Annotated in this window: 20 protein-coding genes and 2 tRNA genes; 10 read left to right on the forward strand and 12 right to left on the reverse strand. The window is 59.2% G+C overall.

Annotated features, from left to right (window positions below; translation table 11 throughout):
• Positions 1–18: 18 nt before the first annotated feature.
• The 3 genes from TUZN_RS09295 to TUZN_RS09305 all read left to right on the forward strand — a co-directional run bounded on the left by TUZN_RS09295 (position 19) and on the right by TUZN_RS09305 (position 1,850).
• Positions 19–462, forward strand: coding sequence for a DUF371 domain-containing protein (locus tag TUZN_RS09295; protein WP_013680706.1), 444 nt, complete (start codon positions 19–21; stop codon positions 460–462).
• A gap of 33 nt (positions 463–495) precedes the next feature.
• Positions 496–1,176 (forward strand): diacylglycerol/polyprenol kinase family protein, encoded by a 681-nt coding sequence (locus TUZN_RS09300; protein WP_013680707.1) that lies wholly within the window; start codon positions 496–498, stop codon positions 1,174–1,176.
• 176 nt (positions 1,177–1,352) lie between these two features.
• Positions 1,353–1,850, forward strand: a complete 498-nt coding sequence (locus TUZN_RS09305; RefSeq protein WP_013680708.1) for a PaREP1 family protein — start codon at positions 1,353–1,355, stop codon at positions 1,848–1,850.
• Positions 1,851–2,081: 231 nt separating this feature from the next.
• On the opposite strand, the gene TUZN_RS09310 is transcribed toward TUZN_RS09305, so the two are convergent.
• The 4 genes from TUZN_RS09310 to TUZN_RS09325 are packed head-to-tail and all read right to left on the reverse strand — an operon-like array spanning position 2,082 to position 3,978.
• Positions 2,082–2,417, reverse strand: a complete 336-nt coding sequence (locus TUZN_RS09310; RefSeq protein ID WP_013680709.1) for a PIN domain-containing protein — start codon at positions 2,415–2,417, stop codon at positions 2,082–2,084.
• The gene (locus TUZN_RS09315; protein WP_013680710.1) at positions 2,414–3,145 is read right to left on the reverse strand and encodes an NAD(+)/NADH kinase; all 732 of its coding nucleotides are present in this window, start codon (positions 3,143–3,145) and stop codon (positions 2,414–2,416) included. Before TUZN_RS09315 ends, TUZN_RS09310 begins: the two co-directional genes overlap by 4 nt.
• A gap of 30 nt (positions 3,146–3,175) precedes the next feature.
• Complete coding sequence (locus TUZN_RS09320) at positions 3,176–3,586, reverse strand: DUF86 domain-containing protein (RefSeq protein ID WP_013680711.1); 411 nt, start codon at positions 3,584–3,586, stop codon at positions 3,176–3,178.
• A complete protein-coding gene (locus TUZN_RS09325; protein ID WP_013680712.1) occupies positions 3,574–3,978 on the reverse strand; it encodes a nucleotidyltransferase domain-containing protein in 405 nt (134 codons plus the stop codon). The genes TUZN_RS09320 and TUZN_RS09325 overlap by 13 nt, the downstream gene beginning before the upstream one ends.
• A 94-nt stretch (positions 3,979–4,072) precedes the next feature.
• Between TUZN_RS09325 and TUZN_RS09330 the strand changes: the two genes are divergently transcribed.
• Positions 4,073–4,160 (forward strand) — tRNA-Leu (locus tag TUZN_RS09330).
• A 545-nt stretch (positions 4,161–4,705) separates the two neighbouring features.
• Here the strand turns inward: TUZN_RS09330 and TUZN_RS09335 are convergent.
• Positions 4,706–4,981: a hypothetical protein gene (locus TUZN_RS09335; protein ID WP_052886224.1), complete on the reverse strand. Its 276-nt coding sequence runs from the start codon at positions 4,979–4,981 to the stop codon at positions 4,706–4,708.
• 130 nt (positions 4,982–5,111) lie between these two features.
• The gene (locus TUZN_RS09340) at positions 5,112–5,360 is read right to left on the reverse strand and encodes a hypothetical protein (RefSeq protein WP_013680714.1); all 249 of its coding nucleotides are present in this window, start codon (positions 5,358–5,360) and stop codon (positions 5,112–5,114) included.
• Between the two features lie 155 nt (positions 5,361–5,515).
• Between TUZN_RS09340 and TUZN_RS09345 the strand changes: the two genes are divergently transcribed.
• Positions 5,516–5,613: transfer RNA gene (locus TUZN_RS09345), tRNA-Ser, on the forward strand.
• Between the two features lie 603 nt (positions 5,614–6,216).
• Here TUZN_RS09345 and TUZN_RS09350 read toward each other — a convergent pair.
• Genes TUZN_RS09350 through TUZN_RS09360 form a run of 3 tightly spaced genes read right to left on the reverse strand, consistent with a single transcriptional unit; the run spans position 6,217 to position 9,400 of the window.
• Positions 6,217–6,702, reverse strand: coding sequence for a Mut7-C RNAse domain-containing protein (locus tag TUZN_RS09350; RefSeq protein WP_052886225.1), 486 nt, complete (start codon positions 6,700–6,702; stop codon positions 6,217–6,219).
• A complete protein-coding gene (gene rqcH / locus TUZN_RS09355; RefSeq protein WP_013680716.1) occupies positions 6,696–8,567 on the reverse strand; it encodes a ribosome rescue protein RqcH in 1,872 nt (623 codons plus the stop codon). Before rqcH ends, TUZN_RS09350 begins: the two co-directional genes overlap by 7 nt.
• Positions 8,567–9,400: a TIM barrel protein gene (locus TUZN_RS09360; protein WP_013680717.1), complete on the reverse strand. Its 834-nt coding sequence runs from the start codon at positions 9,398–9,400 to the stop codon at positions 8,567–8,569. Before TUZN_RS09360 ends, rqcH begins: the two co-directional genes overlap by 1 nt.
• A gap of 410 nt (positions 9,401–9,810) precedes the next feature.
• On the opposite strand from TUZN_RS09360, the gene truD reads away from it, so the two are divergent.
• From truD to ahcY, 4 genes are all read left to right on the forward strand, one after another.
• Positions 9,811–11,046, forward strand: coding sequence for a tRNA pseudouridine(13) synthase TruD (truD, locus tag TUZN_RS09365; protein ID WP_013680719.1), 1,236 nt, complete (start codon positions 9,811–9,813; stop codon positions 11,044–11,046).
• Positions 11,047–11,078: 32 nt separating this feature from the next.
• Entirely contained in the window at positions 11,079–11,879 is an 801-nt protein-coding gene (locus TUZN_RS09370) for a DUF362 domain-containing protein (RefSeq protein ID WP_013680720.1), read from the forward strand.
• A gap of 103 nt (positions 11,880–11,982) precedes the next feature.
• Positions 11,983–12,417: a 50S ribosomal protein L14 gene (locus TUZN_RS09375; protein ID WP_013680721.1), complete on the forward strand. Its 435-nt coding sequence runs from the start codon at positions 11,983–11,985 to the stop codon at positions 12,415–12,417.
• A 7-nt stretch (positions 12,418–12,424) separates the two neighbouring features.
• Positions 12,425–13,735 carry an adenosylhomocysteinase gene (gene ahcY / locus TUZN_RS09380; protein ID WP_013680722.1) on the forward strand — a complete coding sequence of 437 codons (1,311 nt, stop codon included), beginning with the start codon at positions 12,425–12,427 and terminating at the stop codon, positions 13,733–13,735.
• A 10-nt stretch (positions 13,736–13,745) separates the two neighbouring features.
• Here ahcY and TUZN_RS09385 read toward each other — a convergent pair whose 3' ends face one another.
• Together TUZN_RS09385 and TUZN_RS09390 are read right to left on the reverse strand one after the other, a co-directional pair.
• Complete coding sequence (locus tag TUZN_RS09385) at positions 13,746–14,117, reverse strand: hypothetical protein (protein ID WP_013680723.1); 372 nt, start codon at positions 14,115–14,117, stop codon at positions 13,746–13,748.
• The gene (locus TUZN_RS09390; protein ID WP_013680724.1) at positions 14,108–14,425 is read right to left on the reverse strand and encodes a hypothetical protein; all 318 of its coding nucleotides are present in this window, start codon (positions 14,423–14,425) and stop codon (positions 14,108–14,110) included. The genes TUZN_RS09385 and TUZN_RS09390 overlap by 10 nt, the downstream gene beginning before the upstream one ends.
• Before the next feature lie 142 nt (positions 14,426–14,567).
• Between TUZN_RS09390 and TUZN_RS09395 the strand changes: the two genes are divergently transcribed.
• Entirely contained in the window at positions 14,568–15,227 is a 660-nt protein-coding gene (locus tag TUZN_RS09395; RefSeq protein WP_052886226.1) for a B3/B4 domain-containing protein, read from the forward strand.
• Here TUZN_RS09395 and TUZN_RS09400 read toward each other — a convergent pair.
• Positions 15,220–16,536, reverse strand: a complete 1,317-nt coding sequence (locus TUZN_RS09400) for a cyclic 2,3-diphosphoglycerate synthase (protein WP_013680726.1) — start codon at positions 16,534–16,536, stop codon at positions 15,220–15,222. The genes TUZN_RS09395 and TUZN_RS09400 overlap by 8 nt on opposite strands.
• Positions 16,537–16,551 lie beyond the last annotated feature (15 nt).

Here is a 16,551-nt window from a genome sequence, read left to right on the forward strand (position 1 = left end):
TTGTGTTTATTTACCGACGTGGCGCCGGCTACACGCGTCGTTAAGGACGTGATAGTCGGCCGCGGCCATCCCAACGTGACCGCCAGCAACGCGCGCACTCTTGAGATAACCAAGGACCTCTACGTCACCAGGCGGGGCGACTGCATAGTGGCTTGTTGCGCCGACAAGGCGGGGCCCGAGCTGGCCAGAGATCTGCTGGACGCTCTGAGGAGGCCGGGGACTGTCAGAGTCGTCGTGGAGGCCGGCGGCATCGCGGCCGCCGTTACCGGGAGGACTCCGCTGGCAACGCCGACGAACCCCTATAGGCTCGTCGTCAGGAGGAGCCGCTACGTGGACGACTCAACCTTGGCCGTAGAGGCCGACAAGGCAGCGGCGGATCTGCCCAGAGATCTAGTGTCTAGGCTGAGGGACGGAGTGGTGGTCAAGATCGAGATATCTGTCGAGCCCGACGATCCGGCGTAATACGATTTAAAAGCCGCCGGGTAGATCGGCACCATGGACGTCAGAGGGCTTTTAGTGAGGAAGTCGTTCCACATAGTCGGCGCCGTCCTCTTGGCCGTCCCCCTTTTCGTCAAGGTCGAGCCGTCGCTGTACTACGCCGCCTTGGCTCTGGCCGCCGGCATATTCTACTCTATACAAGTCAAGCGGCCGCAGATACTCCTCGACCTAAGGCGGGACATATTCGAGAGCTTGGAGGACGTCTTCGAGAGCTTGGACAAGCTAGTGCCCGTGGGGCGCGCCGATCTGAAGGTGCAGTACGACGCCTTGCTGGACTCCATAGAGAAGGCCATAGAGGCTGCGGAGAGGGACTACGAAAAGCGCGGCGGCTATTTAGGCCTCTTGATGGGGGCAGTGGGCATTCTCATATCCTACAACATATTCGGCCCCACGGGGCTCCTGCCGGCGGTGGTCGGCCTAGCCGTATACGACAGCTTCTCGGCCCTCGTCGGGACGGCGATGGGCAGACACAGACTGCCCGCCGTCGATGCGACCGTCGAGGGGATGCTCGGCGGCGCGGTGCCCACCTTCGCCGTGCTTATAGCGGCGGGCTACGGGCCTCTGGCCTCGTTGGTGATAACAGCATTCGTGGCGGCGGCCGAGGCGTACGGCATAGAGGACAACTTGGCCATACCCATAGCGGCCGCCGCGGCGGCCTACATGATGTCCCTAGTGTAGAGGTCTCCGTCTCGGCGTACGGGGGATTCGCCGACTCTAGAAGGCCGCCAACGCCCAGCGATTCACGACGGCCGGATCTCTGTGCGAGTGAGGGCGTAGCGGCCGACGCAGTAAAATTCCTATTCCGAATTCGCGAGGCGGCGTAGGTATCTTTATAGGGCTGAACGACGTGGTGCGTGGAGGCGGAGTTAGAGAGGCCGTGGAGAGATCTAGGCAAATATATCGAGGGGAGGCTGAGGGAGGCCGTATACGAGGCGGAGCTGGCCCTGAAATTTCTCGAGGCTGGCATGTATAGGAACGCGGCGGGCAAGGCATTTCAGTCCTTCAAGGCGTTGTTGGCCGCCCTAGCCGCTAGGCATAGAGAGCAACTAGTCCAGAGATACCCTGGCGCCAAGGCCACTAGGGGCGGAAAGAAGGTCCAATATGCCGATTGGCTCATAGCCGTGATGCCTACGGGCATGATGTTGGAGGTGGCCAGAGATCTGTCCTCGGCTGAGGGGCAAGATCTTCTGCAATACGCCAACGTGGCCCTAAACCTACACGAGTTCCGGTACAACGGCTTGGATAAGAGCGGTGTGCTGAGCAGATACGCGCGCCTCAGCTCGGTGGAGGAGGACATAAAGGCTCTCGCCAGCTACGTGTCCAAGAAAGCCGCGGAGTTGCGCCAGTATTAAACGAGATCCCGTCTCGACTGCGAGGACTCTTTCCTCGGCCGAAGTCGATAAGGCCGATTGCTCCGCTCTCTAAGCCCAGCGCCGCTGTCCTCTCTCCTCGGCCGAGCAGTCTAGACGTCTCGTGCCCACAGCAACATCCTCGGCTACGGCCGGACGTATCGGCGCGAGGCGTCCTAGGTGGGGCTGAATTGGAGGCTGGGCAGTCTAGGTCCGGGAGCTGGGGCCTCGGCGCTATTTGACGAAGTAGAAGCCCTTGACCTTGACGCCGAGCTTCCTGGCCGCCTTCGCCAAAGCCACGTCGTCGGTCAGAAGCGTGCACCCCGTCTCGAGGGCCAGCGCAAGCGCCGATAGATCCGCCTTGCTGAGGCCCGGCGCCTTCTTGGCCAGCCCCTCCGCCCTCCTCTCGTCCACGTCGACGACCTCCACGCCGAGTATCTCGAGCGCCGCCTGCGCCCTGGGGTCCTTGAGCTCTTCGAGGATCTGTCTGGTGGTCAGCAGACGTCCCTGGAACGCCCTCATGTCGCGTCCGTGGAACAAGGCGCTGGCATCCAGGACGTAGCAACTCACGGCGACAGGAGCCTGGAGAGCACTCTGTCGTAGTAGTCGTACTCGCCGAAGACCGCCAGCCTCAGCCTCCTCGCGCCTTTCTTGATCGTGAACGACCTGCCGCGGAGCCCGCCGTAGCCGTCGCAGGTCAGCTCGGCTTCCTGAGCCGTCGATATCTCGAGAGGCTCTTGCGGCACCACTAGGGGCCTCAGATAGAGGGTGTAGGGGGCTATGAAGGATATGACAAAGGCCTCAAGCCTGTAGTCCACCACGGGGCCCCACGTCGACACGGCGTAGCCCGCCGATCCTTGAGGCGTTGAGATTATTATCCCGTCGGCGCGGCCCCCTATTATAGGGGCGGAGGCCGTGATCCTGAAGGAGAGGAGCTTTCTGTAGTCTGCGTTGCGGATCACCACCTCGTTGACGGCCGTACAGCCACCGGCGTCTATAGTCGGTAGCTCTACAACGTTTAGATCCCGCGAGAGGACCCTCCTCGCGACCTCCTCCAAGGAGGCCTCGCCAATTCTCGTGGTTCTGTAGAAGTTTATACGCCCGCCCCCCACGTGGACAACCAAGGAGTCGAGCACGCAGGGGTGCCGGTGTATCGCCTCCAGAAGAGTGCCGTCGCCCCCGACGACCACGGTCACGTCGGGCCGGCCCGCTGAGCAGTCGAGCTCCGAGGCGCCCAACAAAGACTTCAGCCTCGCCGCGAAGTCGGCCAGATCGCCACGGTAGGCGAGGGCGATCACGTAACAACAGACTCGCTATATAACATTCGACTATTGGGGATCTGGCAGAGCCCTAGCTATTTTATCGATAAGGGCCAGGACCTTGCGGTACAAGCCCGTCCTCAAGATCTCGTCGACCCTCGCCGCGTCCACCGAGGCGTAGCCACACACCACCACGTTCCTGAAGCCCACGATCGAGCGGTATAGTCTTAAATCCTCGGCGTCGAAGACGCCGCGTCTGAAAAGCGACTCGCCGGCCTCGGCGTATGTCTGGGCGGGCTCCCCCAACAGAGATGCGGCCCTCTGCGCCGCGTCTACCAGCGCTTGGGCTTGAAGCTGAAGGGCGTGGAGTATCGCCATCAGATCGTCCCAGTCGGCCAGATCGTAGCCCCTCTTGACGACTCCGTCGAGATACGCGGTGAGCTTGGCCGCGTACTCGGCCAAAGCCCTTATCCTCGCCATATCGACTCCAGCGCCGTCTCGAGAAGGGCCAGCTTCCTGGAGTCTATCTGTTGGTCTTGACAGATATTGAAGTATCTATATACCTCATCCCAATCGGCCACGTACAGCGGCACGCCCCTCAAGGCCTCCAAGACCAGAGGACAGGGAGTCCTCTCGTTTACGATCAACAAGTCTATGTAGTCCTCCAGCAACGAAAGCCTCTTAGCCAGCTCGGCCAACAGCTCCCCCAACGCCTCCAGGCCTACGTCCGATATCGCTATGTCCAGATCGCCCGCGGAGCCCCCCGAAGTAGCCGAGCCGAACAAAAAGGCGAACCTCACGTATCTGTCCCAGGGAAATCCCTTGAGGGCGTCCAGCGAGACCCTATACGTCCCGCCCACGGAAATCTCCACGAGGATGTTTAGGGACGTCCTTAAGTAGGTATAGCCCCAAGGCCCGCCGCGTAGGCGGACAAAGCTTATAACCCCGGGAACGGATATTGGCAGAGCGGGGGTGCCCGAGCCAGGTCAAAGGGGCAGGGCTCAAGACCCTGTGGCGTAGGCCTACGTGGGTTCAAATCCCACCCCCCGCACCATTCTACTCTTCTGGATGTGCTGAACGTCCGGCGGCGCAGTTAACATACGGCGCGCTCTACTTAAAGCAATACCAATGCCGCTTAAAGTCGTTCACCAACGCCATCAATGTAAAAGATAAAACGAGGGGCAGACGGCGGAATCCTCCGCGCTACAAATTCGATAAAAAACGCATGGCGCCTCTGTCTACAGTTTAGCCGATATCCCGGCTCCGGGCAACCTAATTTATCGGGGTAATCCCAAGCCGATAAGCACGGACTTTCACCTGCGTGGGAGATCTATTAGCGGGATCCTCGGCTAGAGTCCTGCCCTCGTCGACACGGGCTAATTTCTATAGGCCTACGCTGGTACTTGGGAACAGGCTAAGGCGGCCGCGGCTTTCTGGGATAGGCCTCGGAGGCCGGCCAGCCCCTTATTGCGGTGGGGCATCCTCTACCTCCCGAGAGCCCGCGGCGTAGGCCAAAAGCTCAACCCTCCCCCAATCGCCCAGACGCGTCTGCTGGGCGTCGAAGATAGACGTACGGGGGACGCGTATCGGGACCGGATACTAGAACAGGCCCTTATGTTCGTATAGTATCTGGGGCGCGATGGGCTTTATCGTCCAAGATATGTTGAACTGCTTCGCCGCCTGCATCAACATGTCGAGGCTCTCCACATCCCACTCGCAGACGGCCACCCTGGCATCCTGCGAGATGCTGACCCTCTCCAGCTTCATCCCCCTAGGCAACTTCTTGCCCTTAGCCATCTCGACCAGTTGCTTGAAGAAGTTATTCACGGCGTCTTTCTGGTCCTCCCTCCACTCGTGTATAACCATCACTTTCATGATAGAGACTTGTAAGCTATATTTAAATTAAATCTTTCCGATCGATCCAGAGCCCAACCCTCCAGCCCAGACCTCATCTCTCGATCCCTAGGCCCTTCTAGACAGAGCCAAATATATTCCTCTGCCGCCGTCAAGAGGAGCTTATCGTGTAGTCCAGCACCTTGCAGTTCTCTAGCCTGTACTGTCCGTACGGCGACATAGGAGTCCAGCTCACGCCGGTGGGGCTCGCGAACATAACAATCGTGGCCAACACACCGGGAGGCGGAGTATATCTAAACTCAACCTCCACAAGCCAGCCGTTTTGGGTTTTCTGGACATTGTACACATCGGCATATATCGTGGTCAAGTTAGGATAGTAGGCGTTCGCGTTGGGCGGCAACGCAATACACCATCGCTTCTTCGCAGTAATTCGCAGAGCTTGTGCGTTCCCAGCCCCGCTTACGCGGACCTATTACGCGCAATTGACAGCCTCCGACGCGGACGCCAGCCCGACAGCACGGAAAAGATTAAATATCTCGGCGTAGGCGGAGTTCGGCCGGGGTGGCCGAGCGGCCCAAGGCGCGGGCCTGGAGTAGGCCCAGAAAGTCCGTCCCCGCAAGGGGGCGTGGGTTCAAATCCCACCCCCGGCGCCATTCTTCTCTTAGACGTGTCGGAAATCGGCTATGTCCATAAGTCCTCGACGACTTCTCGTCAAAGAAACCCATGTTGCCGTAAACCGCGTATTGCCGAGCTTAGGTTTTCCTGGCCGGTCGTCTGCTCGGCTGCGAAGCTCTTCCGTATCACTACGTCTGGCACAGGTAAGTTACCCTTAAGCGACGAGAGACCGCCTAGCGGGCGGTGGTCGATCGCTCGGTGGTAGATCTCTGGAGATAGACGTTACAGGCGAGCCCCGCCGCGTCTTGTCGCCCTCTTTTCGGCTCAGTGCGGCTCACTACGTCGAAAGGCTCCACTATGCTGAAGCCCTCCCTCAAGCTGGCACGTGCTCGGCGCTCCTGAACATGCCGCCGTCCAGCGGCATACGGGGATGCAGGAGGCGCTTACGGGGGACAGATACCCGCCGCGGGTACTCCCCGCTGATCTCCGAATGAGGGGAAGCACGGAAAAGAAACGCGGACATAACACCGCCGAAAGCCTCTAGCGTGCCGACCGCCCCTAGGCTGGGGCGCCTCCGGCGCCCTATATGCATAACGGGCCGAGATTAAACGCCTCGGCCCGGCGCGCTCGCTTTTCTGCCGTCAGTCTGCCTCCGCGCAGTCCACGGGGGTTTTCGCGGCCTTCTCGACGACCTCCCTGATGCCGCGCCAGTGTGAGCCTTCCCAGTAGACCGAGCCGCAGTTGGGGCAGGCCCAGCATCTGTCGGAGCGTATCGGGTGGCCGGCCCTTTTCTCGGCCTCTGCGCAGGGTATCTCCTCGAGCTCGGCGTTGCATTTGGGGCATCTGGTCTTCTTGAAGGACTCCACGCCGAGGGCGCGCATCAACGCCGATATCCAGGCCACGTGGTCGTCGGTGAGGAGCAGGACAGCGGGCCCTCTGCGCCTCTTGAAGAGCTCTCTGTCTCTTGTGACCAAAAGGCACGGCGTCTCGGCGAGCTCCTCGTCCGACTGCTCTCCGTATCTGGCGTCTACTCCGAGGATCCTCAGCCATCTGGCGAGCCAGCCGAGCATGGCGTCGACGGCGACGCAACTGGGGGCCGCCCCGCCTTTGCGGAGGCAGGTCACCACGTGGAGAAGGCGGCCTTTATCTCGTCCCAGCCCATGGGCTGTCCCGAGCCCCACTCGCCGATAGTCGACGGGCCGGGCAACGCGGCGATGATCTCGTCTATCAGCTGCTCGGCCTTCCACCTCCTCGCGATCTCCTTGGCGACTCTGCTCTTCTCGCCCGAGCCCGGCGTGACGACTACATACCTCTCCGCCAACGCTGCTATCGACTTGGGCGGCGCCGCGACGATCCGCCTCACGCCCCCGTCGTCCCTCACCCCGACGGCCAGCTCCAGCCTCACGTGCCGTATGTAGTTCTTGGAGCCGTATATCATGAAGCTCCCCCTCGCCAGGTACTCCCCAGACGGCGGCTGTTTGCTGACCTGCCTCCCGGGTACGTAGAACACGTCTACTGCGTGTATTCCGGCCCTCCAAGCCCTGCTGTAGGAGGCCGCGAACTGGGCCAGCTCGAGCAGAGCCGCCTCGTCTTGCGTCGGCTTGGCCACTACGGCGGAGGCTCCAGGCACGTCTGCGTGGAAGAACAAGTAGTCGTCTTTCAGGTATCGGCGCACCGCCGCCTCGTTCTGCGACGCGTCTCTCCCCCCTATGGCGGGCACGCGGCCGAGGGCGAGGAACCACCTGAACTTCTCGAACCAAGCCCTCTCGGCGGCTTTCCTCACGCGCTCCGCCACGGCCCTCTCGGCCTCGGCGCGCTCGCTCTCGACCCGCGCCAGCTCCTCCTCCAGTCTCTTGAGGGCCTCTTCGGCTTTGGCGGCCCTCCTGGCGTAGTCCTTCGCCTCCTCGAACACCTCCTCTATCTGTCTGCCCACAGGCCGGTCCAGCCTCAGCTTGAACCTCAAGCCGGAGTGTTCGAGGACTGCCTCCTTGCTCGTCCTGTTTACGTCTAGTATACGTATACTTGCCCCTATCTCCTCGTTGCGCAATATTGCCTGCATCGCCTCCTCCAGCTCGTACTTCAGCGAGAGCATGGTCTTGGCCAACGAGTACAGCTCCTCGCTCCTCTTCCTGTACTCCTGTATCTCCCCCCTCAGCTTGGCGATCGACTGCTCCAGCTTGGCCTTCTTGGCCTTGAGCTCGGCCGTCTTGAGCTCTACGGCTTTCCTGAGCTCGACGTCGGCGAAATATCTGTCCAACGCCTTCCAGAACGCGTCGTATTCCTCCTCCAGCTCGGCCCTCACCGATATGTACTTGACAGGTGTTACCGTGACGGGGACGCCGCCGGCCATATATACCGTGGGCCTCAACTGCCCGCTGGAGACCTCCTCGACGAGGTCCCTAAGAGCCCTCAAGGCGGCCTCGGCGTCGCCTGAGGATCTGGCGTAGACCTCCTCGGCGACTTCCGGGCCCAGGCCCAGCTCCCTCGACAACGCCCTCTTCACGTCCTGCGCTCTCCTCAAGACCTCAGCCGCCTCCTCGGCTCTGGCCAACGGGTCCACATAGGGCATGGGAGGGGGCGTGTAGGGCGCGCCCGCCTTGACCTCGCGGTCCTTGCCTCTGTAGTGGTGGTCGAGCCAGACCACCTTGCCGTCCCTCACCGCTATCAGGTTGAAGGGCCTTAGAAGCTCCGCCACCAGCTCCACGTCGCTGAATTTGAGGACCAGCAACTTGTCGAACCTCGGCAGGTAGACGTCGGTGAGCCTTTCGTCGCGTATGAGTCCCCTTAAAGTCTCGGCGCCTCTGTAGTCGCGCTCGCCGACTGTCCCCGTTAGCGAGGCCCTCGCCTCGTTCACTGTCAGGTAAACGCCTCCGGAGAACTTGAATAGATATCCAGAGGATGTTGTATATATATTCTCGACGCGCCTCCCCACTAGACTTTTGATCTCCCTCGCCGAGGCGTATAGATCTACGACCGTCAACGAGGTCTTCACTAGACGAGCCTTACGCCGTGTTTTTCAAGGATTTCCTTCATGAGGAGGGCGTCTTGATCCAGAAGAGGCGACTCGCAGATGAGCGTTATCGCCACGTCTCTCTTGCTCAGCTCCTCGGCCAGCGGCTCGAAGGGGGGCATGTTGGCCGATATCGGCTCGTGCTCGTCGACGTATCTGCCGTTCCTGTACTTGACCGAGGTGAAGTGCGTGTGCATGTGCTCGTCGCCGAAGGTCGTGCGCCAGAGGTCCAACACGCTTCCGTAGTCTATGGTCCCGCCGTTTCTGGCGTAGAGGTGTCCCCAGTCCACCACGGGTCTCACCCTCTTGAGCTCCTTGGCGAGCCCGAACGCCTCCTCCACGCTGCCGAACTGGTTGTTTCTGGCCGTTATCTCGACGCCTATAAACACGTCGTCTATTCCCTCGTCCAGCATTTTGTCGGTCAGCTCGCCTAAGCGCTCCTTCACCGCATCGTAGCACTTGTCGGGCCCTAACTTGCCGTAATACGCGGCGTGGACCACGACGATCCAAGCCCCCATTCTGTGGGCCCTATCCACGGAGTCCCAGAGCCTCTTGATAGAGGCCTCAACCTTCTCGGCCTCGTCGGAGCAGAGGTTTATGAAGTAGGGCGCGTGGACCGAAAGCTTGACGCCCAACTCCCTCGCGGCTTCGCCGGCCCTCTCGGCGGCCTCCACGCCCATCCTAACGCCTTGGACGAACTCGACCTCCATGGCGTTTAGTCCCAGCTCCTTGACGGCTCTAATGCCCTCGACGGTGTCCTTGGCCCTTTTCGCGTACTTCGGGATCCCCGCGGGGCCTAGCCAGACCCTGGCCACGGATATTCCGGAACTTGTTTTAAATAATCGGATCGTTGTCGATGGGATTATTGGACAACTTGATCGGGACAGCTCCGCCGCATGGTACGGCCATGCCTATTGTGAGCGCAGACGCCAAGTATAGCGGACTCCTCCAGGGACTTGCTGGGCCGTAATCGTATACGTGGACGTTCTCTGAGAAACATGCTTAGGAGAAAGGCTATGCCTACGGCGACGAACGCCGGCGATGTATCCCGCCGCATTGCTGGGAGGACTCGAACCGTCGACGGCGCTGTGCCGTTATTTAAAACTGTCCGGAGATCCAATCGCCGTGATGCCTCGAGCTGAGGAAAACAGCCGAACGGCCTCTATATGTAGGACGTGCGTAGACGCCTCGCCGCCGGGCTATATAGTTAGGCGGAGGGACTGCCATGAGGAAGGCGCCTAGCTTCGACGTATCTCTAGGTCTAGAGTGGTATATCACGGACACGCGCCCTTGCGGCGGCGTTATAAAGAGGGCGCCGGAGGACTTCGTAGTCGAGGAGATACTGGAGGGGGGCCTCGTGGTCTCCGCGTCCGGCTTCGGCGGAATTGGGGGGAGGCCGGGGCCTTGGCTCTGGGTGCACGTGGTGAAGCGCGATGTGGATACTCTGAAGCTCGTGGAGGCCTTGAGGAGATCTCTGGGGCTGAGGAGGGGCGATATAGGCATAGGCGGGATAAAGGACGCGAGGGCGGTCGCGTCGCAGATAATATCGCTGTTCGGGGTCAAGCCGGAGGATCTGCCGAAGATACCGGGCGTGGAGTATAAAGGCTTCTGGTACGCCGACTCGCCCGTATCGCCGTCGAGGATAGCAGGGAATAGGTTCACCTTGGTCCTGCGCGACGTGGATGTCGAATGTGCCGCCGAGGCTCTGAGGGCCTTGAAGGCGAGCCCTCTGCCGAACTACTACGGCTACCAGAGGTTCGGCACCGTGAGGCCCGTCTCCCACTTGTTGGGGAGAGCCTTAGTGCGGAGGGATCCCGACGAGTTTATCGAGGTCATGTTCTGCCGGGTCTTCGAGGCCGAGTCGCCGGCGGCCAGGGAGGCGCGCGAGCTGGCGTGTAGGGGCGACTACTCGGCCGCGTTGTCCAAGATGCCCAAGTCTCTCCTGGAGGAGAGGCGTTTGCTCAAGGCGCTCGCCTCGGGCGAGAATCCGTGGAACGCGATAATGGCGGTGCCCTACAGCATTTTGAAAATATTCGTGGAGGCGTACCAAGCCTACCTCTTCAACAAGATGTTGAGCCTCAGGCTCGCCGACGGCCCCCTCGGAGCCGCCGAAGACGACTTAGTCCTTGAGGGGGGCTATCCGATCCTCGCCGCGAAGGCCAGCGATAGACAGCCGGTGTTGCCGGTGCCGGGCTCGGGGCTTATAATCCCCGAGAGCAGGGCCAGAGACTATCTGAGGAGGGTTTTGGGCGAGGAGGGGCTCGAGTTGAGGGACTTCGCTCTATCCAGGGTGGGCGTCGCCGGGTCGTATAGGCGCATCTTCGTGTCGCCTGTCTGGATCTCCGAGGATCTCTCTGACGGCGTCGCCAAGTTCTCCTTCGACATGCCTAGGGGGAGCTACGCCACCGTCGTGCTAAGGGAGATCGTGAAGCCGGAGCTCCCGTATCGCCACGGCTTCTGAAAATAGATATATTTAGGGGGGTCTTAGGTTTCGTGATAACGGCTCTAGGGCCAGACGCGCTCCCTGAGATAGAGAGGAAGGACGCGTTGATATTGTTGGCGGTCCACAGCTACATCCCAGTCCCCTCCAATCCCCGCCCCGAGATGATCGAGGCGATCTTGGAGAGGTTGCAGGGACGCGACATAACTATAACTTTCTCCATGTCTAAAAGTTATTTCGAAAAGGCGGTTAAGATATTGGGTTTAGAAAAGCTTGCGAGCAAATATAAAGCAAAAATAATACAAGTTCAAGGGAACGCCAAGGAGAAGATAGAGCTCGTCTCGCCGACCGGGCGTAAGGTCCAAGTCAAGGCTCTGCCGCAAGCCTTCGACGAGTCCTTAATGAAGATAGCGTTGGCGATGCCGGTCAGCCACTCCCAAGTGATCCTCTACCTCAGCATGCCCACGGCTGCGCTCAACATCGTAGATCCCAAGGACTCGCAGAACCTCTACGAGGGCTTTAGGCCGCTCTACAAATACATAGCGGACATATACAAGATGGAGAGGAACTTCGTATGCGTGATAGACGGCAAGTTCGTGGTCGAGGGAGACGGCCCCGTCAAGGGCTTCCAGAGATACTGGGGCTTGACCATATACGGCGACAACTGCGGCGAGGTCGACTACGCCACGTCGTGGGGTCTAGGCGTGCCGCCTTTCGATTTGGGCTATCTATACTTCTACTTCGACGGGAAGGAGCCCGCCGTGGACATACCGAAGATGTTGAGCGATAGCAGGACCAAGATAAAGCTGTCCTCCAACGTGGGGATACAGCTCAGTTGGAAACGCCAGCTCTAGCGCGTCAGCCCGTCCGTCGTATATCACCGCTCAGACACCAACGCGTCGCATCATCGTATGACCCCACTGAAATAAATTAAAAAACTCTCGGATCGGGCTCCTCATGGCTAAGAGAGGCGGAAAGAGGCAGGTAGGCGCCGGCTACCGATTCCACGTTACTCCGGGCGTCTTCCTCAATAGCGTGGTCTCCGTTGCCGACAACTCGGGCGCCAAGCTAGTCAAGGTCATAGGGGTGGTGGGCCACATAGCCAAGGGCACCCACAGGAGGGTCAAGGGCGCCGGCGTCGGCGATATGGTCGTCGTGATAGTCAAGGAGGGCAAGCCAGAGCTGAGGAGGCAAGTCTTCAGAGCGGTCGTCGTGAGGCAGAGGAGGCCCTTCAGGAGGCCGGACGGGACTTGGGTCGCCTTCGAGGACAATGCGGTGGTTCTGATGACGCCTGAGGGCGATCCGAAGGGCACGGAGATAAGAGGCCCTGTGGCCATGGAGGCGGCTCTTAGATGGCCGAGCGTGGCCAATCTGGCCAGCATAGTCGTCTAGCCGGAAGATGGAGCACAAGGTCAGGGATCCAGCTCTGGCGCCTAGAGGCAAGCAGCAGATCTACTGGGCTGAGCGGAACATGCCGGTTTTGATGAGAATACGCGCCAGGCTCGAACGCGAGAAGCCGCTGGCCGGATTGACGGTCGCCGCGTCGTTGCACGTGACCAAGGAGACGGCGGTGTTGGTGAAGACTCTAGCGGCGGGAGGCGCGCAAGTTATCTTGATACCCTCGAACCCGCTCTCGACTCAAGACGACGTGGCGGCTGCCCTAGCCGAGGAGGGGATAGGCGTGTATGCTTGGAGGGGCATGAACGAGCGCGAGTACTACAACGCCATAGGCTTCGCTATATCCCACAACCCCGATCTGACGATGGACGACGGGGCCGACCTAACCGTGTCCTTGCACAAGCTGGCTCACGGCATCGCCGACAAGACTCTGGACTATGTGACCGAGGTGGCCAAGGGGGTCGACTTCGTGAAGGTAGCGAGTAAGATAAGAGGAGGCACCGAGGAGACCACCACGGGGGTGATAAGGTTGAGGGCTTTACACAAGGAGGGGAAGCTACTATACCCCATAATAGCCGTCAACGAATCGTACACCAAACACCTATTCGATAACAGATACGGCACGGGCCAGTCGACGTGGGACGGCATAATGAGAGCCGCCAACGCGCTTATAGCGGGCAAGGTCGTTGTCGTTGCGGGCTACGGCTGGGTGGGGAAGGGCATCGCCGCGAGGGCTAGGGGGTTGGGGGCCCGGAGGGTCATAGTCACCGAGGTTAACCCCATAAGGGCTCTCGAGGCCGTGTTCGACGGCTTTGAGGTCATGCCCATGTCGCAGGCCGCCGAGATTGGCGACGTGTTCATAACGGCGACAGGCGACATACGCGTAATAGATCTAGACGACATATTGAGGATGAAGGACGGCGCTATTTTGGCTAATGCGGGCCACTTCAACGTCGAGATAGATGTCGAGGGCCTCGAGAGGATCGCCAAGTCCAAGAGGACTATAAGGCCCTATTTGGACGAGTACGAGCTGCCCGGCGGCAAGAGGGTGTACCTAATAGGCGAGGGAAGGCTCGTGAATTTGGTGGCGGCGGAGGGCCACCCGAGCGAGGTCATGGACATGTCCTTCGCCAACCAAGCTCTCGCGGCCGAATATTTGGCCAAGAACAAGCTGGGGATCGGCGTCTACAAGCTACCAGACGAGCTGGATGCAGAGGTGGCGCGGCTGAAGCTCGAGGCCATGGGCATCAAGATAGACGAGCTGACTGAGGAGCAGAGAAAGTATATATCCAGCTGGGAGTTAGGCACTTGATGAGCGGATCCTATTTCTGAGAGCTGATGTCACTGACCTGCGGCGAACACCTCTTCAAGATGCCTCTGTAAAATCTGGCGAGGCGCCTCGCCTCTCGCATCCTCCTCACTAACGTAGTTAGGTCCGAGGGCGATATGCCGTTGGAGCGCAATTCCCCGTATAGGCTCCTCAGCCTGGCGAGCTCAGAGGTGTAGTAGTCGAGAAACGCCTTGGCCTTAAGGCACTCTGCCGACTCCCCACCTCCGACATCGACTTGGTCTAGCCCTAAAACCCTCCTGACAGCCTCGCCCGAGTCGTCCCTACGTAACGAGTCCAAGACCCTTTCCACGGATATTCCGCCTAGGTATTTGCCGTATTTGGATACTATGAACTCTAGCTCCATGGCGCAACTCTCTTGAGGATCGCCTCGCCTAGATATCCCTCCTCTACCACCTCCACGGACTCCTCGAACTGCTCTACGCTCTCCTCAACATCCTCCTCTAGATCCTCAACCGGCTCCTCGTCCTCCGCGACGGCCCACCTGCTTCTACGATCAACCGACGTCACGGGGATGTTGGCTAGCCGTGCGGCCTCCCTCGCCGCATCTATCCCCGACTCTAGGTATATCAGTGCTATCAATCTCAGCCTCTCAGCTAGTGACAGATCGGCCAGCTTATGAAGATGGGCGACCAGCCGCGCCTTGACCGCCACAGAACATAAAGGCCCTCCGAATATAAGCGAAATAATTAAGAAATGTTCGGTGGACTTTCCTAAAAGTGATGAGGACTTCAAGGGCTCTCGATGGCCGGCTATCGCCGCACTGAAAGATAAAAGTCCGGCGTTGACTACTGCTATGGATATCAAAAACCTGGTTTCCGATGTGGGCGTCAAGGTGGCGTATCAGACCGTGCGGGGAATAAACAACGCGATGAGGCCCAAGGAGTTGGACGCTCTTATAAAATCTGCCGAGGAAGAAGTTAGAAATAAATATAAAATAGAAGACTTAAAAAATAATAAAATTATTAGAATATATAGAGATTTTTATTGGAAAGTTATAAAGATAGATCCGACTAAGCAACGTCCAGCCCAGGAGGCGTTGTTGCGTAGAGTGCTCCACGGAGAGCCTCTGCCGAGGATAAACCCGGCGGTGGATATAGGCAACGTGGCGTCGATAAAGTGGCTCCTTCCAGTGGGGCTCTACGACATAGATAAGATAGGTAGCGAGTCGTTAGAGCTTAGATGGTCCAGGGGCGAGCTCTTCAGACCGATAGGAGGCAAGCCGGTCCAGGTAAACGGCCAGATAATACTCGCCGCTGGGGACGTGGTGTTGCACGTATATCCCTATAGGGATAGCGAGCTTACTAAGGTCGACGAAAGTACCAAGAACGTATTGATAGTGGTTGCTGGGCTAAAAGAAATAGAGAACGACTCGCTTATCGAATGCGCTAAGTTCATTTCTACTAATTTCGAACAATTATTGGGAGGAAAAGCCGGCGATATTAAAATTATTTGATCTTCTCAAGGAACATATCTATGATCTCTTTAATAGAGGGCCCTTCAAGTATTTTTAGATCCCATTTAACCCTAACAATAGGTTTAGTTATCTTTATAACCTCCTCTATCCTCGCCGGCGTCCCTATGACGACGACGTCGACGTCGGCTCTGGCGATGGTCTCCTCGAGATCTCTCTTCTGCTCGTCGGTGTAGCCCAAGCTGGGCAACACGGGCCCCATGTGGCTGTATTTGGCGTACAGTTCCTTTATGGACCCCACGGCGAAGGGCCTGGGATCGACCACCTTGGCCCCGTACTTCTGCGCGGCGATATACCCGGCGCCGTAGGGCAAGCCTCCGTGGGTGACCGTCGGCGCATCCTCGATGACTAGGACGCGTCTGCCGTTGACGGCGTCCGGCCTCTCGAGAGAGACCTCCAGATCGGCCTTAGCCACTACGGCTCTCGGGTTGTTGCGCCTCGCGTTGTCCTCTACGACCTTCACCTTATCCGGCCCGGCGTCGCTCACCTTGGTGATTATAACGACGTCTGCTATGCGTAGATTGACCTCGCCGGGGAACGACCCCACCTCGTGGCCGGGCCTCCTGGCATCTGCGACCACCACGGCGAAGTCCGGCCTGAAGAACGGGAAGTCGTTGTTCCCCCCATCCCACAGAACGACATCGCCCAGCTCCTCGGCCTTATTCAAGATCCTCCCGTAGTCCACGCCGGCGAGCACCGGGATCCCCATATCCACGTACTGCTCGTACTCTTCCCGCTCCTCGAAGGTTATCTTGGCGAGATCCTCCTTGGTCCTATACAGCTCGACCGCGCTGGCCGCCAGATCTCTGTAGGGCATGGGGTGTCTGACCGCCACCACTCTCAATCCCCTGGCCGCCATCTCTCTGACCAGAGCCCGGCTGACGGTGGACTTGCCGGCGCCGGTCCTGGTAGCCAACACGGCCAGCACCGGCTTGATCGAGTTGAGGTAGGTGTCGTTGGGCCCCAATATCCTGAACGACGCGCCGGCGCTCAACGCCGATGATATTATGTGGCCCACGTCCTCGTACAACAAGTCGCTGTACGCCAACACCACCTCGTCTACGCGGAGACTACGTATCAGCTCAGCTAGCTTATTGTAGTCGCTCCACGTATATATGGGGATCCCGTTGGGGTAGAGATCGCCCGCAAGCTCTCTCGGATATCGTCGGCCAGGTATGGGTATCTGGGTCATTAAAAAAGCCACCACCTCGTACTCCCTATTGTCTCTGAAGAACGTGTTAAACACGTGGAAGTCCCTACCTGCGGCCCCCACTATCGCCACCCTCCGCATAGTATATAGATATCA

Source organism: Thermoproteus uzoniensis 768-20 (assembly GCF_000193375.1).
Lineage (GTDB): Archaea > Thermoproteota > Thermoprotei > Thermoproteales > Thermoproteaceae > Thermoproteus > Thermoproteus uzoniensis_A.